General features: G+C 61.1%; 17 protein-coding genes. 11 read left to right on the top strand and 6 right to left on the bottom strand.

Annotation, left to right across the window (positions count from 1 at the left end; genetic code table 11):
• The first annotated feature begins 52 nt into the window (after window positions 1-52).
• Both FXB40_RS48680 and FXB40_RS07490 read left to right on the top strand, forming a co-directional pair.
• Window positions 53-589 carry a hypothetical protein gene (locus tag FXB40_RS48680; protein WP_210352134.1) on the top strand — a complete coding sequence of 179 codons (537 nt, stop codon included), beginning with the start codon at window positions 53-55 and terminating at the stop codon, window positions 587-589.
• A gap of 213 nt (window positions 590-802) precedes the next feature.
• Entirely contained in the window at window positions 803-1,954 is a 1,152-nt protein-coding gene (locus FXB40_RS07490; RefSeq protein WP_148771568.1) for an OpgC domain-containing protein, read from the top strand.
• A gap of 427 nt (window positions 1,955-2,381) precedes the next feature.
• Here FXB40_RS07490 and FXB40_RS07495 read toward each other — a convergent pair whose 3' ends face one another.
• Window positions 2,382-3,527, bottom strand: coding sequence for a Gfo/Idh/MocA family protein (locus tag FXB40_RS07495; RefSeq protein ID WP_148771569.1), 1,146 nt, complete (start codon window positions 3,525-3,527; stop codon window positions 2,382-2,384).
• Window positions 3,528-3,700: 173 nt separating this feature from the next.
• On the opposite strand from FXB40_RS07495, the gene iolD reads away from it, so the two are divergent.
• From iolD to FXB40_RS07515, 4 genes are all read left to right on the top strand, one after another.
• Window positions 3,701-5,572, top strand: coding sequence for a 3D-(3,5/4)-trihydroxycyclohexane-1,2-dione acylhydrolase (decyclizing) (gene iolD, locus FXB40_RS07500; RefSeq protein ID WP_148771570.1), 1,872 nt, complete (start codon window positions 3,701-3,703; stop codon window positions 5,570-5,572).
• A 6-nt stretch (window positions 5,573-5,578) separates the two neighbouring features.
• A complete protein-coding gene (gene iolE / locus FXB40_RS07505) occupies window positions 5,579-6,478 on the top strand; it encodes a myo-inosose-2 dehydratase (RefSeq protein WP_148771571.1) in 900 nt (299 codons plus the stop codon).
• A 96-nt stretch (window positions 6,479-6,574) separates the two neighbouring features.
• Window positions 6,575-7,549, top strand: coding sequence for a Gfo/Idh/MocA family oxidoreductase (locus tag FXB40_RS07510; RefSeq protein ID WP_148771572.1), 975 nt, complete (start codon window positions 6,575-6,577; stop codon window positions 7,547-7,549).
• Window positions 7,550-7,597: 48 nt separating this feature from the next.
• Entirely contained in the window at window positions 7,598-8,668 is a 1,071-nt protein-coding gene (locus FXB40_RS07515) for a Gfo/Idh/MocA family protein (protein ID WP_148771573.1), read from the top strand.
• Between the two features lie 83 nt (window positions 8,669-8,751).
• On the opposite strand, the gene FXB40_RS07520 is transcribed toward FXB40_RS07515, so the two are convergent.
• Window positions 8,752-9,624 carry a MurR/RpiR family transcriptional regulator gene (locus tag FXB40_RS07520; protein WP_148771574.1) on the bottom strand — a complete coding sequence of 291 codons (873 nt, stop codon included), beginning with the start codon at window positions 9,622-9,624 and terminating at the stop codon, window positions 8,752-8,754.
• Window positions 9,625-9,848: 224 nt separating this feature from the next.
• Here FXB40_RS07520 and iolG point away from each other — a divergent pair, with 224 nt between their 5' ends.
• The 5 genes from iolG to FXB40_RS07545 all read left to right on the top strand — a co-directional run bounded on the left by iolG (window position 9,849) and on the right by FXB40_RS07545 (window position 14,876).
• Window positions 9,849-10,853: an inositol 2-dehydrogenase gene (iolG, locus tag FXB40_RS07525; protein ID WP_148771575.1), complete on the top strand. Its 1,005-nt coding sequence runs from the start codon at window positions 9,849-9,851 to the stop codon at window positions 10,851-10,853.
• An 80-nt stretch (window positions 10,854-10,933) separates the two neighbouring features.
• Window positions 10,934-11,743 (top strand): SDR family oxidoreductase, encoded by an 810-nt coding sequence (locus FXB40_RS07530; RefSeq protein ID WP_148771576.1) that lies wholly within the window; start codon window positions 10,934-10,936, stop codon window positions 11,741-11,743.
• Between the two features lie 239 nt (window positions 11,744-11,982).
• The gene (locus FXB40_RS07535) at window positions 11,983-12,723 is read left to right on the top strand and encodes an ATP-binding cassette domain-containing protein (RefSeq protein ID WP_148771577.1); all 741 of its coding nucleotides are present in this window, start codon (window positions 11,983-11,985) and stop codon (window positions 12,721-12,723) included.
• A complete protein-coding gene (locus FXB40_RS07540) occupies window positions 12,713-13,816 on the top strand; it encodes an ABC transporter permease (protein ID WP_148771578.1) in 1,104 nt (367 codons plus the stop codon). Before FXB40_RS07535 ends, FXB40_RS07540 begins: the two co-directional genes overlap by 11 nt.
• A 55-nt stretch (window positions 13,817-13,871) precedes the next feature.
• Window positions 13,872-14,876, top strand: coding sequence for a substrate-binding domain-containing protein (locus FXB40_RS07545; protein WP_148771579.1), 1,005 nt, complete (start codon window positions 13,872-13,874; stop codon window positions 14,874-14,876).
• Window positions 14,877-14,981: 105 nt separating this feature from the next.
• Here FXB40_RS07545 and FXB40_RS07550 read toward each other — a convergent pair whose 3' ends face one another.
• The 4 genes from FXB40_RS07550 to FXB40_RS07565 are packed head-to-tail and all read right to left on the bottom strand — an operon-like array spanning window position 14,982 to window position 20,485.
• On the bottom strand, window positions 14,982-15,773 hold the full coding sequence (locus FXB40_RS07550) for a hypothetical protein (RefSeq protein ID WP_148771580.1): 792 nt from the start codon (window positions 15,771-15,773) through the stop codon (window positions 14,982-14,984).
• A complete protein-coding gene (locus FXB40_RS07555; RefSeq protein WP_148771581.1) occupies window positions 15,770-18,901 on the bottom strand; it encodes an efflux RND transporter permease subunit in 3,132 nt (1,043 codons plus the stop codon). The genes FXB40_RS07550 and FXB40_RS07555 overlap by 4 nt, the downstream gene beginning before the upstream one ends.
• Window positions 18,898-20,088 carry an efflux RND transporter periplasmic adaptor subunit gene (locus FXB40_RS07560; RefSeq protein WP_246207437.1) on the bottom strand — a complete coding sequence of 397 codons (1,191 nt, stop codon included), beginning with the start codon at window positions 20,086-20,088 and terminating at the stop codon, window positions 18,898-18,900. Before FXB40_RS07560 ends, FXB40_RS07555 begins: the two co-directional genes overlap by 4 nt.
• A 4-nt stretch (window positions 20,089-20,092) precedes the next feature.
• Window positions 20,093-20,485, bottom strand: coding sequence for a hypothetical protein (locus FXB40_RS07565; RefSeq protein WP_246207439.1), 393 nt, complete (start codon window positions 20,483-20,485; stop codon window positions 20,093-20,095).
• Between the last annotated feature and the right edge of the window lie 124 nt (window positions 20,486-20,609).

Genomic DNA, 20,609 nt, shown 5'->3' on the forward strand with positions numbered 1-20,609 from the left:
CGTCATGGGTCGATCGAGATTGCCGAAACCGCCGCAGCCATCGGCTTTGCCCATGGCAAAATATCTTGCGGTCGTCGGGGGCGCACTCGCCGTTCTTCTGCTGATAGCCGGCTGGTCTTTGCCGGAGCTGCCGGACAGGTTTTCCGATCGGCCGAACAGCACCGGCGCGGCCGCCATCCGGATTGCATCCGAGCGCAAATGGCCGGAGAAGGTCGTCTTGGATACCAGCCAGCCGACATTTTTTTCCCCATCCATCGATGTGGCGCCGGCCCGCGACTTGGTCGAGCGTCTGCCCGATGACAGGACGGATCAACCGGTCGTCGCCCCTCAGGCCGACGCGGCGGCGAAGCCGGATGTTCGACCGGCCGTTGCCGAGCATCCACCCGTGCGAACCAGGCACAGGAGGTCCAGGGCAATTCCATCGGTTCGTGTGGCAAGAGCTCGCAGTCCCAATGAGCTCCAGGGACCGGCCGAGGCGTGCTGCTGGTTTGAGCCGATGGACAGGCGCGCACTATCGAGACCTGCCTCGCGCAATCGCCTCGCGCGTCGTGACTCATGGACCGAATGGCATTTTCCAGAGACAAATTGAAAGTCGGGCTGCTCTGCCAGCCTCGTCCTTGTCGTTCTGCCGACCTCACATCCAACATGCGCACAATTGTCCAATACGCGCAGTCATGGGGTCGCTACGCTGATGGCGACCATGTCGCAATGCTTGGGGGGGCGGGCTCTAGACGCCGCAATCCCGGCGCTGCGCAGGCAAATCGTCGGTGGAAGAGATGGGCAAGGCTTCGGTGCGTTGACGATGAAGATTCTCGCTACGCTGCCGACGAAAGGCCGGGATCTCCGGCTGGACCTGTTCCGAGGTGTGGCAAATTGGGGAATCTTCCTCGACCATATCCCCAACAACATCGTGAACTGGGTGACAACGCGCAACTACGGCTTCAGCGATGCCGCGGATCTCTTCATCTTCATTTCCGGCTACACGGTCGCCTTCGTCTTTGCGCGGATGATGCTCGAACGCGGGTTTGTCATTGGCGCGACCAGGCTTCTGAAGCGCGTCTGGCAGATTTATGTCGCCCACGTCTTCCTCTTCGTGCTCTATCTCGCCGAAATCGGATATGTTGCGCAGAGATCTGGCAACTCCGGTTTCACCGACGATTTCAACATCCGGGGCTTCCTGGCAAATCCTGCGCAGTTCCTGTTCGAGGGGCTGATCCTTCGCTTCAAGCCGGTGAACATGGATGTGCTGCCGCTTTACATCGTGCTGATGGGCGTCTTCCCGCCGATACTCTGGCTGATGCTGCGCAGACCCAATATGACCCTGGCCGCCTCGGGGGTGCTCTATTTGGCGGCCAGGCACTTCGGCTGGAACGTTTCGGCCTATCCAACCGGCCTCTGGTACTTCAATCCATTCGCGTGGCAGTTTCTGTTCACGTTCGGGGCCTGGTTTGCGCTTGGCGGATCGGGGCAGGCGATGCCGTTCATCCGGTCGCGGACCGCGTTGGTGCTCGGCATCGGCTATCTTCTGTTCGCTCTGGTGATGACGATGGCGGCTCGGTTTGACGGACTACGGGCACTGATCCCGCCGGAGATCTATGGCGCCTTCAATCCGAACGACAAGACCAACCTCGCGCCTTATCGCCTGCTGCACTTCGTCGTGTTCGCGTTCTTCGTCGTTCGTCTGTTGCCACGCGATTGGCCGGCGCTGGAATGGGCGATCTTTCGGCCCGCAATCAAATGCGGTCAACAGTCGCTCGAAGTGTTTTGCGCCGGGATATTCCTGTCCTTTGCCGCACATGTCGTGCTGGTCGAGGTCTCCGGCGCGATCTGGATGCAGATCGTGGTCAGCATTGTCGGGATCCTGATGATGACCGCGCTGGCGTACTACCGCTCCTGGTCGAAGCGCGTCGACAAGGCGCCGAAGGCCAAGCCGGCCGTTGTGGCGGCAGGCTGAGCGTCGCGCGGGGCGGAGTTTGCAAACACGATTTGCGATGAAGCGCTCACGATTTCATGGATCGATCCAGGCCGTGCTTCTGCCGCCATTTCGGGCCCGGCCCCCGCATGTAGTGAGCTTCGGGGCGGTATCGCATGCGCGGGCCGTCATTCCCCAGGAGGAACCGGAATATGGCCAAAGCAGCCTTTCGGGCCAAGCTCTTCGGATCTCTTGCCAGAGCCGGGTAGATCATCTTCTGTCTCCATCGCCACCGTTGGCAAATGCTTGCGCAGTAGATGAGCTCGAAGGCGTTTGAATTCGAGAGGAAGGCGTTTGTCGTCTTATATGGGCGGTATAGGGACGCCCATGACGGATTCGGTGACCTGAAGCACTGACACCACAAGCTCCTGCTCTGGAGCCTGTACGTTGGGTTAGGCGTCGCTCCCTTTCAATCGGGAATTTGTCGAGGAACGTCCTTCCATGTTCCCGCGCGACTCGAGGCATGAATGGTCTCGACGAGCGTTTGGATGCGCAGGCCCGCGCGGAAGTTGAATGGCTCCGGCTGACGTCCAGCGATAGCATCAAGGTACCCTGCAGCTTCGATCGCTTTCAGGTCATTGAAGCCAAGCTGATGGCCCGGCGCAACGCAGAACAGGCCGTATGGCCGATGGTCCGGGCTCGCCTCGATCCGGCGGAATCCCTGACGGCCACGGCGGTCATCGGTCGAGAAGAAGTGCAACTCGTTGAATCGTTCCTGGCTGAAGGCGAGGGCGCCTTTGGTTCCATAGACTTCGAAGTCGTGTTGCATCTTCCGCCCGGTCGCAATCCAATTCCCCTCGATCGAGCCGGAGGCACCGTTCGCGAAACGGAGGAAGGCTCGCCCGACATCGTCGACTTCGACACGCCTCCGGCCGCCTTTGCTGTCGGGACGTTCCTTGATCATCGTCACGCAATCTCCCATGACCCGGGTGATCGGTCCAGCGGCCGGACCCACTAAGAATTCGGCCGTTGCCAATGCGTGGCTGCCAATGTCGGCCAGCGCGCCGCCACCAGCCGGATCATGCCGGAAGGTGAACGGCCCAGCGCTGTCTGCCATGTAATCTTCGGCGTGGACTCCGCGGTAGCCGCGTAATTCGCCGAGCTCTCCGGCGGCGATCATGTCGCGCGCGAGTTGCAGCATCGGGTTACAAAGGTAATTGAAACCGACTTGTGTCTTTACACCGGCCGCTTCAGCGGCCTCGGCCATTTCGCGGGAGTCTGTGTCAAGCGGAGCCAGTGGCTTCTCGCAGTAGACATGTTTGCCACCGGCAATCGCAGCCAGGGCCATTTCCTTGTGGAGCGCGTTGGGCGTGGTGATGTTCACGACGTCGATGGCTGGGTCCACCACGAGCGAGCGCCAGTCGGAGGTCCCGCGCGCGAAGCCCAGGGCCGAGGCTGCTCTCACCGCCGCCTCGCCGCTGATATCCGCAATCGTATGCAGTTCCAGCTCGAAAGGCAGGTCGAAGACGCGCGCGGCTATGGAGTAAGCGAAAGCGTGCGCCTTGCCCATGAAGCCGCTACCGATAAGACCGATGCGAAGCTTCGGTTTGGTCATGTCGGAATTCCCTGTTCATGATGAGGTCGGAGTTGAGGCGACCAGCGCAAAAGTCCAGCGCGGAATGTCGTTGACGTTACCGTCATTGGCAATAATTGTTGCGAAAAAATATGATTGTCAATATTCGATGCGCGAGGTTATGTTCCTCACAAATCGTCGAGGGAGGAGACTACATGACCGGCGCCACAATCCGACTCACAATGGCCCAGGCCGTGGTGCGATGGCTGACTCAGCAGTTCACCGAAATCGAAGGTGTTCGCGCGCCCCTGTTCGCCGGCGTGTTCGGTATTTTTGGTCATGGGAACGTCACCTGCCTGTCCGAGGCGCTGGAGGCGGTGCAGGATCGTCTGCCCACATGGCGCGGGCAGAACGAGCAGTCGATGGCGTTGGCAGCCGTTGGTTTTGCCAAGGCCAAGCTTCGGCGGCAAATCATGGTAGCGACGTCGTCCATTGGCCCCGGCGCTCTGAACATGGTGACGGCGGCGGGAACAGCTCACGCAAATCGCTTGCCGCTTCTTCTCATAGCTGGCGATACGTTCACCAATCGGCTACCGGATCCGGTTCTTCAGCAGGTCGAGCATTTTGGCGACCCGACCGTTACGGTGAACGACGCTTTCAAGGCGGTTACGCGCTATTGGGATCGGATCACCCATCCCGCGCAGATCATTTCTTCGCTCCCGCAGGCCGTGGCCGCGATGCTCGATCCGGCCGACTGTGGCCCGGCCTTTCTCGCTCTGCCTCAGGACACCCAGGAGGTGGCATTCGACTACCCCGAGGCCTTCTTCGAGTCTCGAACCTGGACCATTCCGCGGGCGCGTCCCGATCGTCAGAAACTCGCGGAAGCAGTCGCGCTGCTCAAGACCGCGAAGAAGCCGATCCTCATCTCCGGCGGCGGCGTACGCTACTCGCTGGCGGGAGATGTCGTCGCGGATTTCGCGGTCAAGCGCGGAATTCCTATTGTGGAGACCGTCGCCGGCAAGGGCGCCGTGACCCACTTTCACCCGGCGCATGCGGGCCCGATCGGAATTATCGGCTCAACGTCGGCGAACGCGCTCGCAGCCGAAGCCGACGTGATCGTTGCGATCGGAACGCGTCTTCAGGATTTCACGACGGGCTCATGGACCGCTTTCGGCCCGGATGCGCGCTTCATCTCGATCAACGCGGCCAGGTTCGATGCGGTAAAGCATCGTGCGCTGGCGGTGGTGGGCGACGCGCGCGAGACGGTTGCAGAGCTGGACGCGGAGCTCGGCGCGTGGCGCGTCGACCCAGCCCACATGACGCGTGCCCAGATGCTCTTTAGGGAATGGGACGCGCTGCTCGAGTCATTGCAGGCCGCCAGCAATGCTCCGGTGCCGACCTACGCGCAGATAGTCCAGGCAGTGAATGCGTCCGCCGGCGACAGAGATACCTTGATTTCAGCGGCCGGCGGCCTCCCGGGTGAAGTGGCAAAGGGCTGGCGCGTCAAGGCGCCGAATACCTTCGATCTCGAGTTCGGCTTCTCTTGCATGGGCTACGAGATCGCCGCTGGTTGGGGCCATGCGATGGCCAATTCCGGGCCCGGCGGGCTCGGCGGCACGCCCATCGTGATGGTCGGCGACGGCACCTATTTGATGATGAACTCCGACATCTACTCGACGGTTCTGAGCGGTCACAAGATGATCGTTGTGGTCTGTGACAACGGCGGGTTTGCGGTGATCAACCGGTTACAACAATTCAAAGGCGTGCCGGGCTTCAATAATCTGTTGACCGATTGTCGAGTTCAGAATCGCGACAATCCTCCTCACGTTGATTTTGCCAAGCACGCCGAGTCCATGGGGGCGGCTGCACGGCGCTGCGAGAGCCTCGCCGACCTTGTTGCAGCACTCGAATGGGCCAAAGGCAACGATCGCACCACGGTGCTTTCGATCGCCTCGGACGCCTATTCGTGGGTTCCTGGCGACGCCGACTGGGATGTCGGCGTGCCCGAAATATCCTCGCGCGCGACGGTTCGAGATGCGCGCAAGCAACAAGAAGCTATCCGCGCGAAACAGCGCATCGGAGTGTGATGAGCCATGAAAGCGAAACTTGGAATTGCCCCCATTGCCTGGTGGAACGACGATCTTGCCGAGCTGTCCGATGACGTGAATCTGGAGGAGTGCTTACACCAGGCGAGTGTCGCCGGTTTCACGGGAATGGAAACCGGTCGGCGCTTCCCCATGAACATGGAGGAACTCGGGCCGATACTCGCCCGATTTGGCATTTCCGTGTGCGGTGGCTGGTTCTCCGGCCTTCTGCTCGACGGCGACATCGAACGGGAAAAAGACCGCATCCGTGCCCAGATGGACTTCTTCATTGCGGCGAAGGCGCCCTGCATCGTCTACGGCGAAACTGCGCGTTCGATCCAGGGGGTTCGCTCCGCGCCGCTCGATACCAAACCCAAGCTTTCCGAGGAGGAAGTCAGGGCATATGGACGCAAGATGACGGTTTTCGCTGAGTGGTGTGCGGGGCAGGGAATGCCGATCGCCTACCATCACCACATGGCTGCGGCGATCGAGACCGAAGCTGAACTCGACCTGCTTATGGCGAATTCGGGAGAGGCGTTACCGCTGTTGTTCGATGCCGGCCACATGGCTTTTGCCGGCGGCGACGTCTTGCGTGTCATCGATAAACATCACTCCCGCATCAGCCATGTGCATACCAAGGACGTCCGCAGCAGCGTCATCGAAAAGCTCGACCGGAAGCGAGACAGTTTCCTCGACGCGGTGGTGAAAGGGGCGTTCACTGTACCGGGCGACGGCTCGCTCGACTTTGTCGCGATCATCGCCCGTCTCGCGTCCTATGGCTACGAGGGGTGGTTCGTCGTCGAAGCGGAGCAGGACCCGAAGATCAGTCCGCCGTTGGAAATGGCCAGGAAAGGGCACGCGGAACTGATCCGCCTGATGGCGTCGGCCGGTTATGAGGTCGTGCCATGAACCGCACGGATCGGGTGTCGCCGCATTCCAGGAACCGCTCAGGTCTTGCCCTGGATCGGCGGGGCAATATTGGCACGAGGTTGGGGTGGAGGTGAAATGAGCATCGGAATAGGAGTCATCGGGACAGGTGTGATGGGCGCCGAGCATGCTCGGATACTCCGGCACGAGACCCCCGGTGCTCATCTTGCGGGGATTTTTGATGCGGACGCGGCCCGGGCGCAGGCAGTTGCCTCTGGAGCAACCGTCTTTTCCGATCCTCAATCGTTAATCGCGTCGGATCAGATCGACGCGATCGTGATTGCATCTCCCGACTCAACACATGCGTCGCTAACACGCGCCTGCATCGCGGCGGGCAAGCCGGTTCTCTGCGAAAAGCCGTTGGCGTCTTCAGCGGCTGATGCCCTGGAGGTGGTGAAGGCTGAAGTCGGTTTGGGTCGTAAGCTCATTCAGGTCGGATACATGCGCCGGTTTGACCCCGGCTATCGGGAGATCAAGCGCGTCAAAGACGCCGGTTCCTTGGGTGGGTCCGTGCTATTGCACAACGTGCACCGCAACGTTCGCGCGCCGGATTGGTTCAACGGTCCGATGGCCATCACGAATTCGTTCGTCCACGAGATCGACGCGAGCCGTTGGCTCCTGGGATCGGAGATGGTTTCTGCGCGCGTGGCGGCGGGGCCGGGCGGCGAACCCCTCATGATCACGATGAAAACCGACAAGGACGAGCTTGTTTCGACTGAGGTTTTCGTAAACGCCAGCTACGGCTATCACGTCCATGTGGAGCTGGTAGGTCGGCAAGGCACGATATCGCTGGCTCCGGCATCGCTGACGCTGCTGAACAGAGATCGAGCTGGTGGTCTTTCGTATCCGGACAATTGGGTGCCCAGGTTCGAAGAGGCATACCGCAGGCAGATGGCTGATTGGGTCAGCGCAGTGAAAGCCGGTGCCTCAGTCGGAGCGAGCGCATGGGATGGCTATGTCGCCTCGGCCATCGCGGAGCAAATCGCCGGGGCCCTCGCCGGAGGGGGTGTGGCAACCCTGAAATATGGACCGCGTCCTCCCTTGTATGACTGACCGATAGCAAGCGAACGCCGTTGCACGCGAGACCCGGGAGAGGAAACGATGATCAAGTATGCAGTTGTCGGCGCGGGCTGGATCTCGCAACAAGCCTTTCTGCCAGGGGTCGCGCAGTCCGAAAACTCAAAGGTCAGCGCGATCGTGACGGGCGATCGGGACAAGGCCGCCCGGTTGGCGAATTTCTACGGTGTTGGCCGGATCGTCGACTACGACGGATACGATGCCCTTCTAGGAAGCTCTGAGATCGACGCGGTGTATATTGCTCTGCCCAACGACTTGCATGCAGACCACGCAATTCGCGCCGCTCGGGCCGGCAAGCACGTCCTGGTCGAGAAGCCGCTGGCTACGAGCGAACAGGATGCGCTCGCCATGATCGCCGCTGCGCGTGAGGCCGGCGTGTTTCTGATGACGGCCTACAGGCTCCACAATGAACCTGGAACCGTCGCGGTTCTCGAGCACATCCGCAGCGGTGCGATCGGCCAACCGCTTTTCTTTCAATCGATGTTCAGCTTCCAGGCAGCGGCAGGCAACCACAGACTGAAAGCCGCGAGCTGGGGTGGGCCGCTACAGGATCTCGGCGTTTATTGCGTCAATGCGGCTCGTCACATCTTTGCTGAAGAGCCGATCGAGGCAATGGCGATGGTGAACCGGCCGATCGATGACCCGCGCTTTCGCGAAGTGGAGGCGTCCGTCGCAGCCTTGCTGCGTTTTCCTTCAGGCGGTTTGGCGCAATTCGTCGCCAGCTTCGGGGCCGCCCCCGTCGACACTTATCGGGTCGTCGGAACGTCGGGCGATCTCGAACTCGACCCCGGCTTCAGGTTCGAGACGGCAACAAAGCTGCGCCTGCGCCGCGACGGCGATGTCCGAGAAACCCAGTTTCCGCAGATCGACCACTTTGGTGCGCAGGTAAAATACTTCTCAGATTGCATCATGGCTGGAACGCCGCCCGAGGCTGATGGTGAGGAGGGCTTGGCGGACTTGCGCGCGCTGGTCGCAATTGAAAAAGCCGGCCTGACTGGACAGCCACAATCCATTACATCTCCTCCACGTGGCCGCCATCCAACGCCCGACATGGTGCGACTTACCCCTGCAACCGATCGACGACTGGTTTTATGAGGCGCTGCGTGGCCCTGCGCGCCCCTTGCCGGATGACGAAAGTCGAGAACGTGACGAGCTACCGCAAGTCAGCTCGCGTTGTTCTATTGACCGGTAACTGTTGGAATCCGCGGATTGATGTCGTTCTTCTGTAGTCTTGCTGCCAGCGCCACTGTCAAGGCCTGGGCAAGGCACATCGGAGCGGCAAGGGAACGCGAAAACGTGTACTCATGCTCTGGAACCGCGAACAGGACGCGGGCGCTCTTTGCCAACGGAGACAGTGTGCTGTCCGATATCGCGATGATGGGAATCCCATTGCGTCCGGCTTCGTCCACGACATTGACGACCTCGTTTGCGTAGAACCGGAACGATACCGCCAGGAGCACGTCCTTCTTGCGGATCGTGCGCGCGATATGTGTCGCGAGTCCGCCGCCTGCGTCGAGCAAAACACAGCGCTTGTTCAGCATGGTCAATATGTAGCGAAGGAATTCGACGACGGGTGCCGAACGCAATTGCCCGATCAGAAAAACGGAATCGGCCTTTTCAAGGAGGGTCACCGCGTCCGAGAGAGCTTTCGGCGAAATGTCCGCGAGCATGTCCTGGAGGGAGGCAATGTCACGGACCACCAGGTCGCGTAGGAAACCAACTTCGCTGCGATCAGCGCGGGCGCCCAACTCGATGTCGAGAGCTTTGATGCGTGCCTCGAAACCCGGGGCGGCGGTTGACAGGCGCCGTTGAAATAAGGCTTGAAGCTCCTTGAAACCTTCATAGCCAAGTGACTGGGCGAAGCGCACGAAGCTTGAGGCATGGATGCCGCAGCGATCGGCGATAGCGTTTACCGATAGGACCGCGACATCATTCGGGTTCTGGGTCAGATAAACGGCGATCTTTTGATAAGACTTGCTCATGTCATCATGGCGATCGTGGATGACACGGATCAATTCCTCATAGTCTTCCGGTGTCTTCACGTCCTGCATTTAAGGTGCTCTCACTATTGGTTTCATCGCGAATGCCGACAACGTCGTTCCCGTTCGGAGCCTGACCGTTGACGACGGACTAAGACCCAGGGGACTCACGTGGCCTCGCACGAACATCGTGGTGGCGCAGAATCATCGACGACGCCAAAGAACAATTATTGACAGTTTTGCACATCTGCAATAACTCTTGCAAGTAAATCGAACATGTGTCGGCGGGAGGAACGGTGGCGATCAAATTTGCATTGCTCGGATGCGGGCGCATCGGCGTCATGCATGCTCAGAATCTAGCCCAGGCGGACGGCGCACGCCTGGAGACGGTATTCGATCCGAACGTAGCTGCTGCCGAGGCGGTCGCCAGAGCAAATGGCTGCACGGTAAGCACAAGTGCGGAAGATGCCGTTGATAAGGCCGACGCGGTTCTGATCGCGACGTCAACTGCCACGCATGCCGATCTGATCGAGCTCGCTGCAAAGGCCGGCAAGGCGATTTTGTGCGAGAAGCCGATTGATCTCAGTCTCGATCGGGTACGAGCATGCCGCAAGGCCATCGAAGGTTGCAAGGTACCAATTCAGATTGGCTTCAATCGCCGCTTTGACCCCGGGCATAGGGCCGCGCGCGACGCCTGTGCAGCGGGCAAGATCGGGAAACTTGAGCAAGTCGTCATCACGTCGCGCGATCCCGGCATGCCGCCGCGAGGTTACACTGCGGTCTCGGGCGGTATCTTCCGTGACATGACGATCCACGATTTTGACGTGGCGCGTTTCATGCTGAACGACGAGCCGACCGAGGTCTTCGCGACCGGCAGCGCGCTTGTTGATCCCACCATCGGATCCGAGTTTGGCGACTTCGACTCCATCATGGTGATCATGCGCAGTGCTGATGGAAAGCTGTGCCATATCAACAACTCTCGACGCGCAAGCTTCGGCTACGATCAGCGGATCGAGCTGTTTGGCAGCGAGGGGATGATCATCTCTGACAACAAGAAGGCGCACGAGCTGAAGCTCTACGGATCGACCATGACTGATGCGGCCGAGCCCTACCTCAACTTCTTTATCGAGCGCTACGCGGAGGCCTACCGAGCCGAGATCGCGGCATTTATTGCGGCTATTCGCGATGGTCGGCCGACCCAGGCGACTTTTGACGACGGTTACCGCGCACTCGTGCTCGCTGAGGCTGCCGTCGAGTCTGCCAGGACCGGCAAGAAGGTTGAGGTCCGCGATATCGGATGACTTTGAATGGGGCCTGCTTGCGGGTGTCGAGCAGGGGAGGCAAGCTCAGCAGCGCCCTCACCAACCGTTGGGAAACTTGAATGACGTCGATGCATGGAAAGATCGCGATCGTCACCGGCGGTACGCAGGGACTCGGTGCCGCCATCGCCAAACTTTTTGCCGAGCGTGGTGCCAAAGGCATCGTAACGTGTGGTCGTGACGAGGTGAAGGGCCGAGCGAAGGCCGACGCGATCGCCGCGGCGACAGACGCAGCAGTCGTATTTGTGCGCGCCGACCTCACAAAGATCGAGGATTGCGCCAGAGTCGTGGCTGAGGCGGACAGAGCCTTCGGGCGCGTCGACGCCCTGGTAAACGCCGCGGGTGACACGAGTCGCGGCACGATCATCGATACGACCCCCGAATTGTTCGATAAGATTTTCGCCATCAACACGCGCGCGCCCTTCTTCCTCATGCAGGACGCGATCAAACTCATGCGTCGCGACAGGGTGCAGGGCACGATCGTCAACATCTCGTCGATGTCGGCGATGGGTGGCCAATCCTTCATAGCTGCATATTGCGCATCGAAAGGGGCTCTTGACACTCTGACGAGAAATGCGGGCCACGCGCTGTTGCGCAATCGCATCCGAGTGAATGGTCTCAACATTGGATGGATGGCCTCGGAAGGCGAGTTCAATACGCAGCAGGTCTTTCACGGCCGTACTGCGGACTGGCTCGAGGAAGCCGCCGCGCGACAACCCTTTGGTCGGTTGCTCAATCCCATCGAGGTGGCGCGCGCCGTCGCGTTCTTGTCGTGTGATGAGTCTGGCATGATGACGGGAGCCACGATCAACTTCGACCAAAGTATCTGGGGCGCGTACGATACGTCACCGCAGCCCGAAACGCCGCTCTGAGAAATTCAGGCAGAGGCTTTTTCTGAAATGTGCAGGCGCGGGTATGGCATCGCGCCAGGCAAGCGGGATGTGGTCTCGCGCACTCCCGATTTTCACTCGTTTCGCTCAAACCGCAACGAGTGCTCATGCAACGCCCATGAAATAGATGTTGCGAGATTGAGATTTGTGCAATATTAATTGCATCGATCGGGGAGGTGAGGCGGCCGGATAGAGCTGCCACCGCACGATGGAGGGAACGCGTGGCTTTGCTTGATGTGCGGAGCATCTCGAAGAGCTTTGGTGCCATTCGGGCACTGCATGACGTCAGCTTTTCGGTCGATGCGGGGGAGGTGGTCGGGCTGATGGGCGACAACGGCGCCGGCAAATCGACCATGGTAAAACTGATTGCCGGAAACTTCCCGCCGACCGAGGGGGCCGTCGTCGTTGATGGCAAGGCATGCCATTTCCACAGGCCGATCGAGGCCCGGGCTGAGGGCATCGAAGTTGTCTATCAGGAGCTCGCGCTTGCCGACAATCTGACCGCAGCGGAGAACGTCTTCCTCGGACGCGAAATCAAGAAGGGGATCTGGCCGCTCCGCATCCTCGACAAGCAGGCGATGATCAAGCGCGCCGGCGAGCTCTTCGCGGAACTCAAATCGGAAACGCGTCCCCGCGACCTCGTAAAGAAGATGTCAGGGGGACAGCGCCAGGCTGTTGCGATCGCCCGGGCCCGGCTGTCCAATGCCAAGCTCGTCCTGATGGACGAGCCGACCGCGGCGATTTCTGTACGACAGGTCGCCGAAGTGCTCGAGCTCATCCGCCGGCTGAAATCTCGGGGAGTATCGGTGATGCTGATCAGCCACCGCATGCCCGACGTGTTTACGGTCTGCGACCGCATCATTGTCCTTCGGCGCGGCTCAAAGGTTGCCGACAAGGAGACCGCGGCGACCTCACCGGAGCAGATCACCGGCCTGATTACGGGAGCGATCCGTGAAGCCTAGTGTCGCCAAAGCAATAGAAGAAACGCACGCCGCAATCAGTGACGTCGTCGGAGTTCGTGAGCAGACCACCCTCCAGCGCCTGATGGCAAGTCAGGCATTCTGGGTAGCCGTCGCACTTTTGGCTCTGGTAGTCTTCATGACGTGGTTGGAGCCGACCTTCGGCACGGCCGACAACGCGACGAACGTCACGCGCAACTTCGCTCCGCTTGCGATCATGAGCCTCGGCATGACTGTGGTCATCATCACGGGAGGTATTGATCTGTCCGTCGGCTCGGTGATGGGGCTCGTCGCCATCGTCACCGGGTTGCTGCTGACCTGGCACTATTCCTGGTACGTCGCCTTCGCGGCCGGGCTTTTGGCGGGATTGGCATGTGGAGCCTTCAATGGCTTCTTCGTTGCCTATATTGGTATGCCGTCCTTCGTCGTAACGCTTGGTATGCTGTCGATCGCGCGCTCGCTCGCCGTCGTGATCTCTGGGAATCAGATGCTCTACCAGTTTGGCCCAGACGCGCCGATCGTCAGGGCAATCGGCCAGGCGAAATGGCCGCTGCATGCGCCAGCCGGCTGGGCACCGCGCTGGATACCGGAGTTCTCCTCCCATTTTTGGGTCATGGTGATCCTTGCCCTCATCCTCGGTGCCATCTTCATCTTTACAGCGTGGGCGCGTCACCTCTATGCGATTGGCTCCAACGAGAACGCTGCGCGCCTGACCGGCGTGCCGGTCGACTGGATCAAGTTCCAGGCTTATGTGTTTTCGTCATTCACTGCCTCTGTCGCTTCGCTGCTGCTCCTCGGCTACAGCGGCTCAGCCATCAACGCGATGGGCACCGGCTACGAGCTTCGCGTTATCGCCGGCACCGTCATTGGCGGCGCCAACCTGATGGGCGGCTACGGAACTGCATTCGGGGCCGTGATAGGCTCTGCCTTTCTCGAAGTGATCCGCAACGCGCTTCTGATGGCCGGCATCGACTCGAACTGGCAGGGCGCCTTCGTTGGAATGTTCATCGTTATTGCCGTGCTTCTGGGCATGCAGACGAGCGGAACGTCGCTTGTTGCCACGGTCCGCGAATGGGTTGCCTGGAAGCGTGGCTAGGAATCCGACCACAAAAAGGGCGGAGGCTTGGCGTCAACAAACATGGAGGAGACACGTGAACAAGCATATTCTGATGGCGGCCGTCGCGTTTTCAGCGCTGATGGGAGGACAGGCCTGCGCGCAGCAGAAGTTCACTTTTGCGCTCGTTCCCAAGAACATGAACAATCCGTTCTTCGACCAGGCGCGCGACGGCTGCAAGAAGGCGGAAGCCGAGTCCAAGGGGGCCTTCCAATGCATGTATATCGGCCCCGGCGAGCATGGTGGTGGCGAGGAGCAGGTGCAGATCGTGCAGGACCTCGTCGCAAAGAAAGTGGACGGCATTGCTGTGTCACCGTCCAACGCGGCTGCGATGGCGGTTGCGTTGCAGGCCGCCAAGAGTGCCGGCATTCCCGTGCTGACCTGGGACTCGGACTTGCTGCCCGAGAACAAGGACCTGCGCCTTGCCTATATTGGCACCCATAACTACGAGATCGGCGTCAACATTGCCAAGATCGTGCAGACCATCAAGCCGAAGGGCGGCTCGATCTGCATCCAGTCCGGCGGCGCAGCAGCGGCTAACCACAACGAGCGCATGAAGGGCATCCGTGACACGCTGGCGGGCAAGGAGGCTGCCCAATCGCCCGGGGAACGGTTGACCGGACAGAATGGCTGGAAGGAGATCGACGGCTGCCCGCTCTACACCAACGACGATTTTCCGCTGTCGGTGCAGCAATTCCAGGACACCATGGCAAAGAACCCGAGCCTCGACGCGTTCACGCCGACGGGCGGCTTCCCGCAATTCGTGCCGGACGCTAACCGTGCTGCAGTCACGCCTTACAAGGACAAAATCGCCAAGAAGGATCTTGCGTTGGTGGTTGCCGACACGCTGCCGGTTCAGATCGACCAGATGAAGGAAGGATTCTCGCTCGGCCAAGTGGGCCAGCGTCCGTTCGAAATGGGCTACAAGACCATGTTCGCTTTGAAGGACGTCAAGGAAGGTAAAGCCCCGCCTAAAGATCCGACCTATACGGGCCTTGACGTTTGCACAACCAAGAACGTCGATACCTGCATCGCGAAGTAGTCCGTGCTTCAGGGCAGCGGGCGAGATCTTGCCCGCTGACTCCCTCATCGACACCACTGTCACTCTTGGAACGCCGGGCTGACCTTCGTAGAAAATCGCCAACGGTCAGGCCGCTTTAGCTGACTGGTGGCACATCAACCCGAGAAGCGGTCTGTCGGGGTAGAAGAACTTTGCGGCTGCTGCGGTCGCAAGAAGTGCTGCATTCTGCCCACTAAATTCGATTGATCTCGGAACGAGGTGTCCTCCGAGTGCGGCGACGGTCCCTGACAGGACGAAAGCGGACCAAAACAATACCGAACGCGGCATCCGCGTCGAAAAATAGAGTCCCATGGCCGCTGCGATGCCAAGCGTGATCACAGCGATCGCCAGACGCTCCGACGGGCCCCCGCTGTCGATGATCCAGTCCGCGCATGCGCTGGCGGCGGTTTGGGTCAGTAGTGCCGTGATCCAGAAGAAGCCGCGAACATTGGAGCGGTCTGTCGGGCCTGGCAGGTTTCCCGTGAGGCGATAGCAGATCACGAACGAGAATATGAGCAGGATGGCGATCAGCAGAATCGCACCGATGTCGCCGCCTCCCATCGAGATGTCGGCCGTCTTTGCCAGCACCGCACCCAAGAGACTGAGCAAGAATGTGGTGGACCAGAAGATTGTCCGCGGAAACCGCCGGGTCGCTCCCTGCAATATCGACATCGCAAGGAAGCACAGCAACAGCGCGACGATCACTCGTCCCGAGCGGTGAAGGTAGATATGACTGAGCGCACGGCCCGCGATCTCGCCCGCCATGGCAGCGAGAAGCCAGTAACCCCAGAACGCGGCCGTGAGCTCTCGGACGATACGCGTGCGAACCGACAGCGTGCCATTCTGGGCCCTCATGTCATCCTTCGTCTCGGCGTTCATCCTGCAAGCTCCGGATTGACAGCGGGACGGGGAGAGCGACGCGCCGCGCGCTTGCGTGCGAACCAGTCGCTGACGTTCTGGAGGTAGATGTAGACCACCGGCGTCGTGAACAGCGTCAAGAGCTGGGAAACGATCAGGCCGCCGACGATCGCGAAGCCGAGCGGCTGTCGCAATTCCGATCCGGTCCCCGTGCCGATCATCAGCGGAACGCCGCCGAGCATCGCGCACATGGTCGTCATCAGGATCGGACGGAATCTGGCCTTGCAGGCCTCCAGCGCGGACTGCTCAGTCGAAAGTCCCCGATGGCGCTCGGCGTGAAGCGCGAAATCGATCAGCATGATGCCGTTCTTTTGCACGAGGCCGATCAGCAGAACGATCCCGATCAACCCGATAACGTCGAGCCCGAAGCCGAACGTCCAGAGCGCCATGAGCGCGCCGAGCCCGGCGGATGGCAGCGTCGACAGGATCGTGACCGGATGGATCGTGCTTTCATAGAGCATGCCCAGGATCAGATAGACCGCGATAATCGCGGCCAGGATCAGGACGGGCGTGGAGGCGAGCGCAGACTGGAACGCCTGGGCGTTGCCCTGGAAGCTCGTCGCAATGGTCGAAGGCATATGCAGCGCGGCCGTCTCCTGCTGCACGGCGGCGACTGCCGTGCCGACCGCTGTGCCGGGCGACAGGTTGAAGCTCAGCGTGACCGACGGAAACTGGTTCTGATGGTTCACCGCCAGCGCCGCCGAGCCATATTCAATGGTCGTGAACTGACCGAGCGGCACCATCGATCCGTTCGATGAGCGGACGTAAATGCGGTTGAGCGCGTAGGGGCCGGTTTGGAACGACGGATCCACCTCGAGGATCACGTAGTAAGTGTTCAGCGTGGTGAAAAGTTGGGCGACGTGACGCTGGCCGAACGCGTCGTACAGCGTATTGTCTACCGCCGCCGGATCGATGCCGAGGCGGGAGGCGGCATCGCGGTCGATCTTGAGCTTGAGCTGGCGCGCGGCGTTGGCCTGATCGCTGGCGACGTCGGCGAACTCCGGCCGCTTTTTCAGTTTCTCGAACAGCTTGCCGGCCCAGCTGTTCAGCTCGTCCTGGTTCACATCCGTGAGCGTGAACTGGTACTGGGTCTTGGACAGGCGGCTGGCGAGATTGATGTCCTGCGTCGCCTGCATGAAGACTGCGATCCCCTGAAGCTTGGCGAGCTTGGTATCGAGCTGCCGGATTACCTCGTCGGCGCTGAACTGGCGCTCGTTCCGCGGCTTCAGCAGCACGAACAGTCGGCCGTTATTCTCGGTCACGGTGGGCCCGCCCGGGCCGATATAGCCCGTGGCGTTGGCGACCGAAGGGTCCTTCGCGATCACGTCGATCACGCCCCGTTGCAGCTCCGCCATCTCAGCCGGCGAGACGTCGGCCGAGGCTTCCGTGATGCCGGTGATCATGCCGGTGTCCTGCTGGGGAAAGAATCCTTTCGGAATGCCAGCGAACAGCACGCCCGTTGCCACAACGCTCGCAAGCATGACCACCAGCGTCGCCAGCTTGAAGCGCAACGCGACGGACAGAACAGCCTCGTAGCCGCGCTGGATCGCCACGAATCCGCGTTCCAGCGTTCGCGATATTACGCCCGGACCCCTGCCGTGGTCGGAGAGCAGGTAGGCGCACATCGTCGGTGTCAGCGTCACCGACACGAGCACGGAGACGGCGATCGCGACGCACACGGTGACCGCGAACTCCTGGAACATCCGTCCGATCACGCCACCCATCAGGAGCAGGGGAATGAACACCGCCACCAGCGACACCGAGATCGATATGATGGTGAAGGCGATCTCGCCGGCGCCCTTCAGCGCGGCCTCCAGCGGCGACAATCCCTCTTCGATATGCCGCGAGATGTTCTCGATCATGACGATGGCATCGTCGACGACGAAGCCGACCGCGATCGAAAGCCCCATCAGCGACAGATTGTCGAGGCTGTAGTTCAGGAGATACATCACGCCGAACGTGCCGATCAGCGAGATCGGTACTGAAATCGCGGGAATGATGGTCGCCCAGAAATTGCGCAGGAACAGGAAGATGACGCCGACCACGAGTGCGATGGTCAGGAGCAGCGTGAACTGCACGTCCGCGACGCTGGCGCGGATCGTCTGCGTCCGGTCCGATGCGATCGTGACCTTGATATCCGAGGGCAGGCCCGCGACCAGCTGCGGCAGCAGCTTCTTGATGCCGTCCACCGTGCTGATCACGTTGGCGCCCGGCTGGCGCTGAATGGCGAGGACCACTGACGGCTTGTCGTTGTACCAGCCGTGCAGCGTCAAATCCTCCGCCGCGACTTCGGCATGGCCGATGTCACGCAGCCGGACCGGTGCGCCGTTCCGATAGGCGATGATCAGATCGTCATAGCCCTTGGCGGTCAGCACCTGATCGTTGGTCGCGAGCGTGTAGGCCTGCTGATCGCCGTAGAGCACGCCCTTGGGCTGGTTGACGGTGACGTTGCCGAGCGTCGCGCGCAATTGCTCGAGATCGATGCCTGCCGCGGCGAGTTTCGCCGGATTGACCTGAACGCGGATCGACGGCTTCTGCATGCCGCCGATCGTGACCAATGACACGCCTGGCACCTGCGACAGTTTCTGCGCCAGGATGCTGTCGGCATAGTCGTCGACCTTGGTGAGCGGCTCGGTATCCGACGTCAGCGCGATCAGGAGCACCGGCACGTCGGCCGGATTGACCTTCCGGAAGATCGGCGGCGACGGCATGGTTTTCGGCAATTGCCCGGCCGCCGCATTGATCGCGGCCTGCACGTCCTGAGCGGCCGCGTCGGTGCTGCGGTTCAGTGCGAATTGCAGGGTGATCTCAGTGTTGCCGAAGCCGCTCGACGAGGTCATGGCGGTCAGGCCCGCGATCTGCCCGAACTGGCGCTCCAATGGCGTGGCGACCGAGGATCCCATGGTCTGAGGATCTGCGCCGGGCAGTTGCGCGGTGACCTGGATCGTTGGCGTGTCGACCGCCGGCAGGGCCGAGACGGGCAGCCTGAAGAAGGCAACCAGGCCGATCATCGTGATGCCGATTGCGAGGAAGGCCGTGGCGACGGGGTTGCGAATGAAGCCTCGGGAGATTCCTTGGGAGATGCTCATGGCAGCATACCTGCGCTTGCGGTGGTGGCGTTCTGGACCATGTCCTTGCGATTGTCGGGGACGACCTCGACCGATGTCCCGGGCTTCAGCCGGTACTGACCGGCGGTGACGACGGTTTCGTCACCCGACAGGCCCTGGTCGATCAGCACCTTGTCTTCGCGCGACTGGCCGGCTTTGATGTCGCGCGCGCTCACGATGTGGTTCGCATCGACGACGTAGACGAAGGTGCCGCCTGGTCCCTGCTGAACAGCCGTCAGCGGCACGGTTACGGCGTCATGGCGGAGCGCGACGGTGAGATGGATGTTGACGAAAGATCCTGGCCAGAGATTCTTCCTCTCATTCGGAAAGGACGCCTTCAGCCGCACCGTACCGGTCGATGCGTCCACCTGATTGTCGATCAGCATCAAGCTGCCATGGTCGAGCTTGTGGGTGTTGGCCGCGTCATAGGCGTCGACGGACGCCTCGCCGGACGCGATCGATTTCTGCACCTCGGGAATGTCGGTCGAGGGCAGGGTGAAAATGATCGAGATCGGCTGCAGTTGCGTAAGGATCACGAGCCCGATCGTGTCGGTTGGATGCACGATATTGCCGGGATCGATGTGGCGGATGCCGGTGATCCCGTCGAAGGGCGCGGTGATCGTGGTGTAGCTCAACTGGGTTTGCGCAGCCTCCAGCGCCGCCTTGTCGAGCGCGACCGTGCCCTGGCCCTGCGCCACCTGGGAATCCTGAGTGTCGAGCAATTGCTGGGTGGCAAATCCGCGCGTGGCAAGCGGCTGCGTCCGGGCGAGGTTGACTTGCGCGTTCTTCAAGGCCGCCTGATCACGGGCGAGGGCGGCCTCCGCCTGATCGACCTGTGCCTCGAACACGCGCGGATCGATTTTTGCCAGCACGTCGCCACGTTTCACGTTCTGCCCCTCGACGAAATCCACACTGTCGAGCGTCCCCTGGACCTGGGTGTGAATGGTCGCGGTGTTGATCGGTGTCACGGTGCCGAGCCCTTCGAGCACGATGGGCACGTCGCCCTTGTGCGCATGCGCAGCCGTCACCGGAACGGGCGGTGCTGCCTTGGATGCGAGCTTGGGCTCAGCCGCATGGCCAGGCGCGGCGTCGTGCAGGACATAAGCACCGATTCCGGTTCCGACCACGAGAGCCGTGCCGACGAGGAGAAAAGTCTTTCTGGACAGCATCGCTTTACACTCCATAGGGGCGGATTGGGCGGGTCGCATTCGCGACCAGCTCCTGGACGAAGGTTTCGGCGGCGCTCGCCGCGGCTCGTACATCGTTCGCAGCGCCCGAAGCGAACCCGATGATCCGCGTGTCGATATCGGCAGCGCGCAGCTCGCTGATGAGGTCGACCGGCGTGTCCTCGCGATCCTCGCCGCGCACGACAAGTCGGATGGCCGCGGCGGTAGGGACGATGCGAAACGATAGCGCCGTGCGGGATACGGCGATCGCAAGGAGGCCGGCACAGTCGATGGCTCCTTGCAGCACGAGTTCGAGCGCGGCACGGGCCGCTTGACCCTCCGCAATCAGGATCAGCCGGTGCGCATCGTGTCGTGCGAGCACGGAGGCAACGCCGCGCAAAATCTCATCAGGATCAGTGCTGCGTACGGAAACGGTGGACCATAGAGCGAGTGGCGTCAGACACCACCAGCGGCCAAGTTGTTCCGATGTCGCAACCAGCGCGGAGTTCGGCCCAGCAATGACG

Origin of the sequence: Bradyrhizobium rifense (assembly GCF_008123425.1) — a bacterium.
In the GTDB taxonomy this organism is placed as follows: Bacteria; Pseudomonadota; Alphaproteobacteria; order Rhizobiales; family Xanthobacteraceae; genus Bradyrhizobium; species Bradyrhizobium rifense.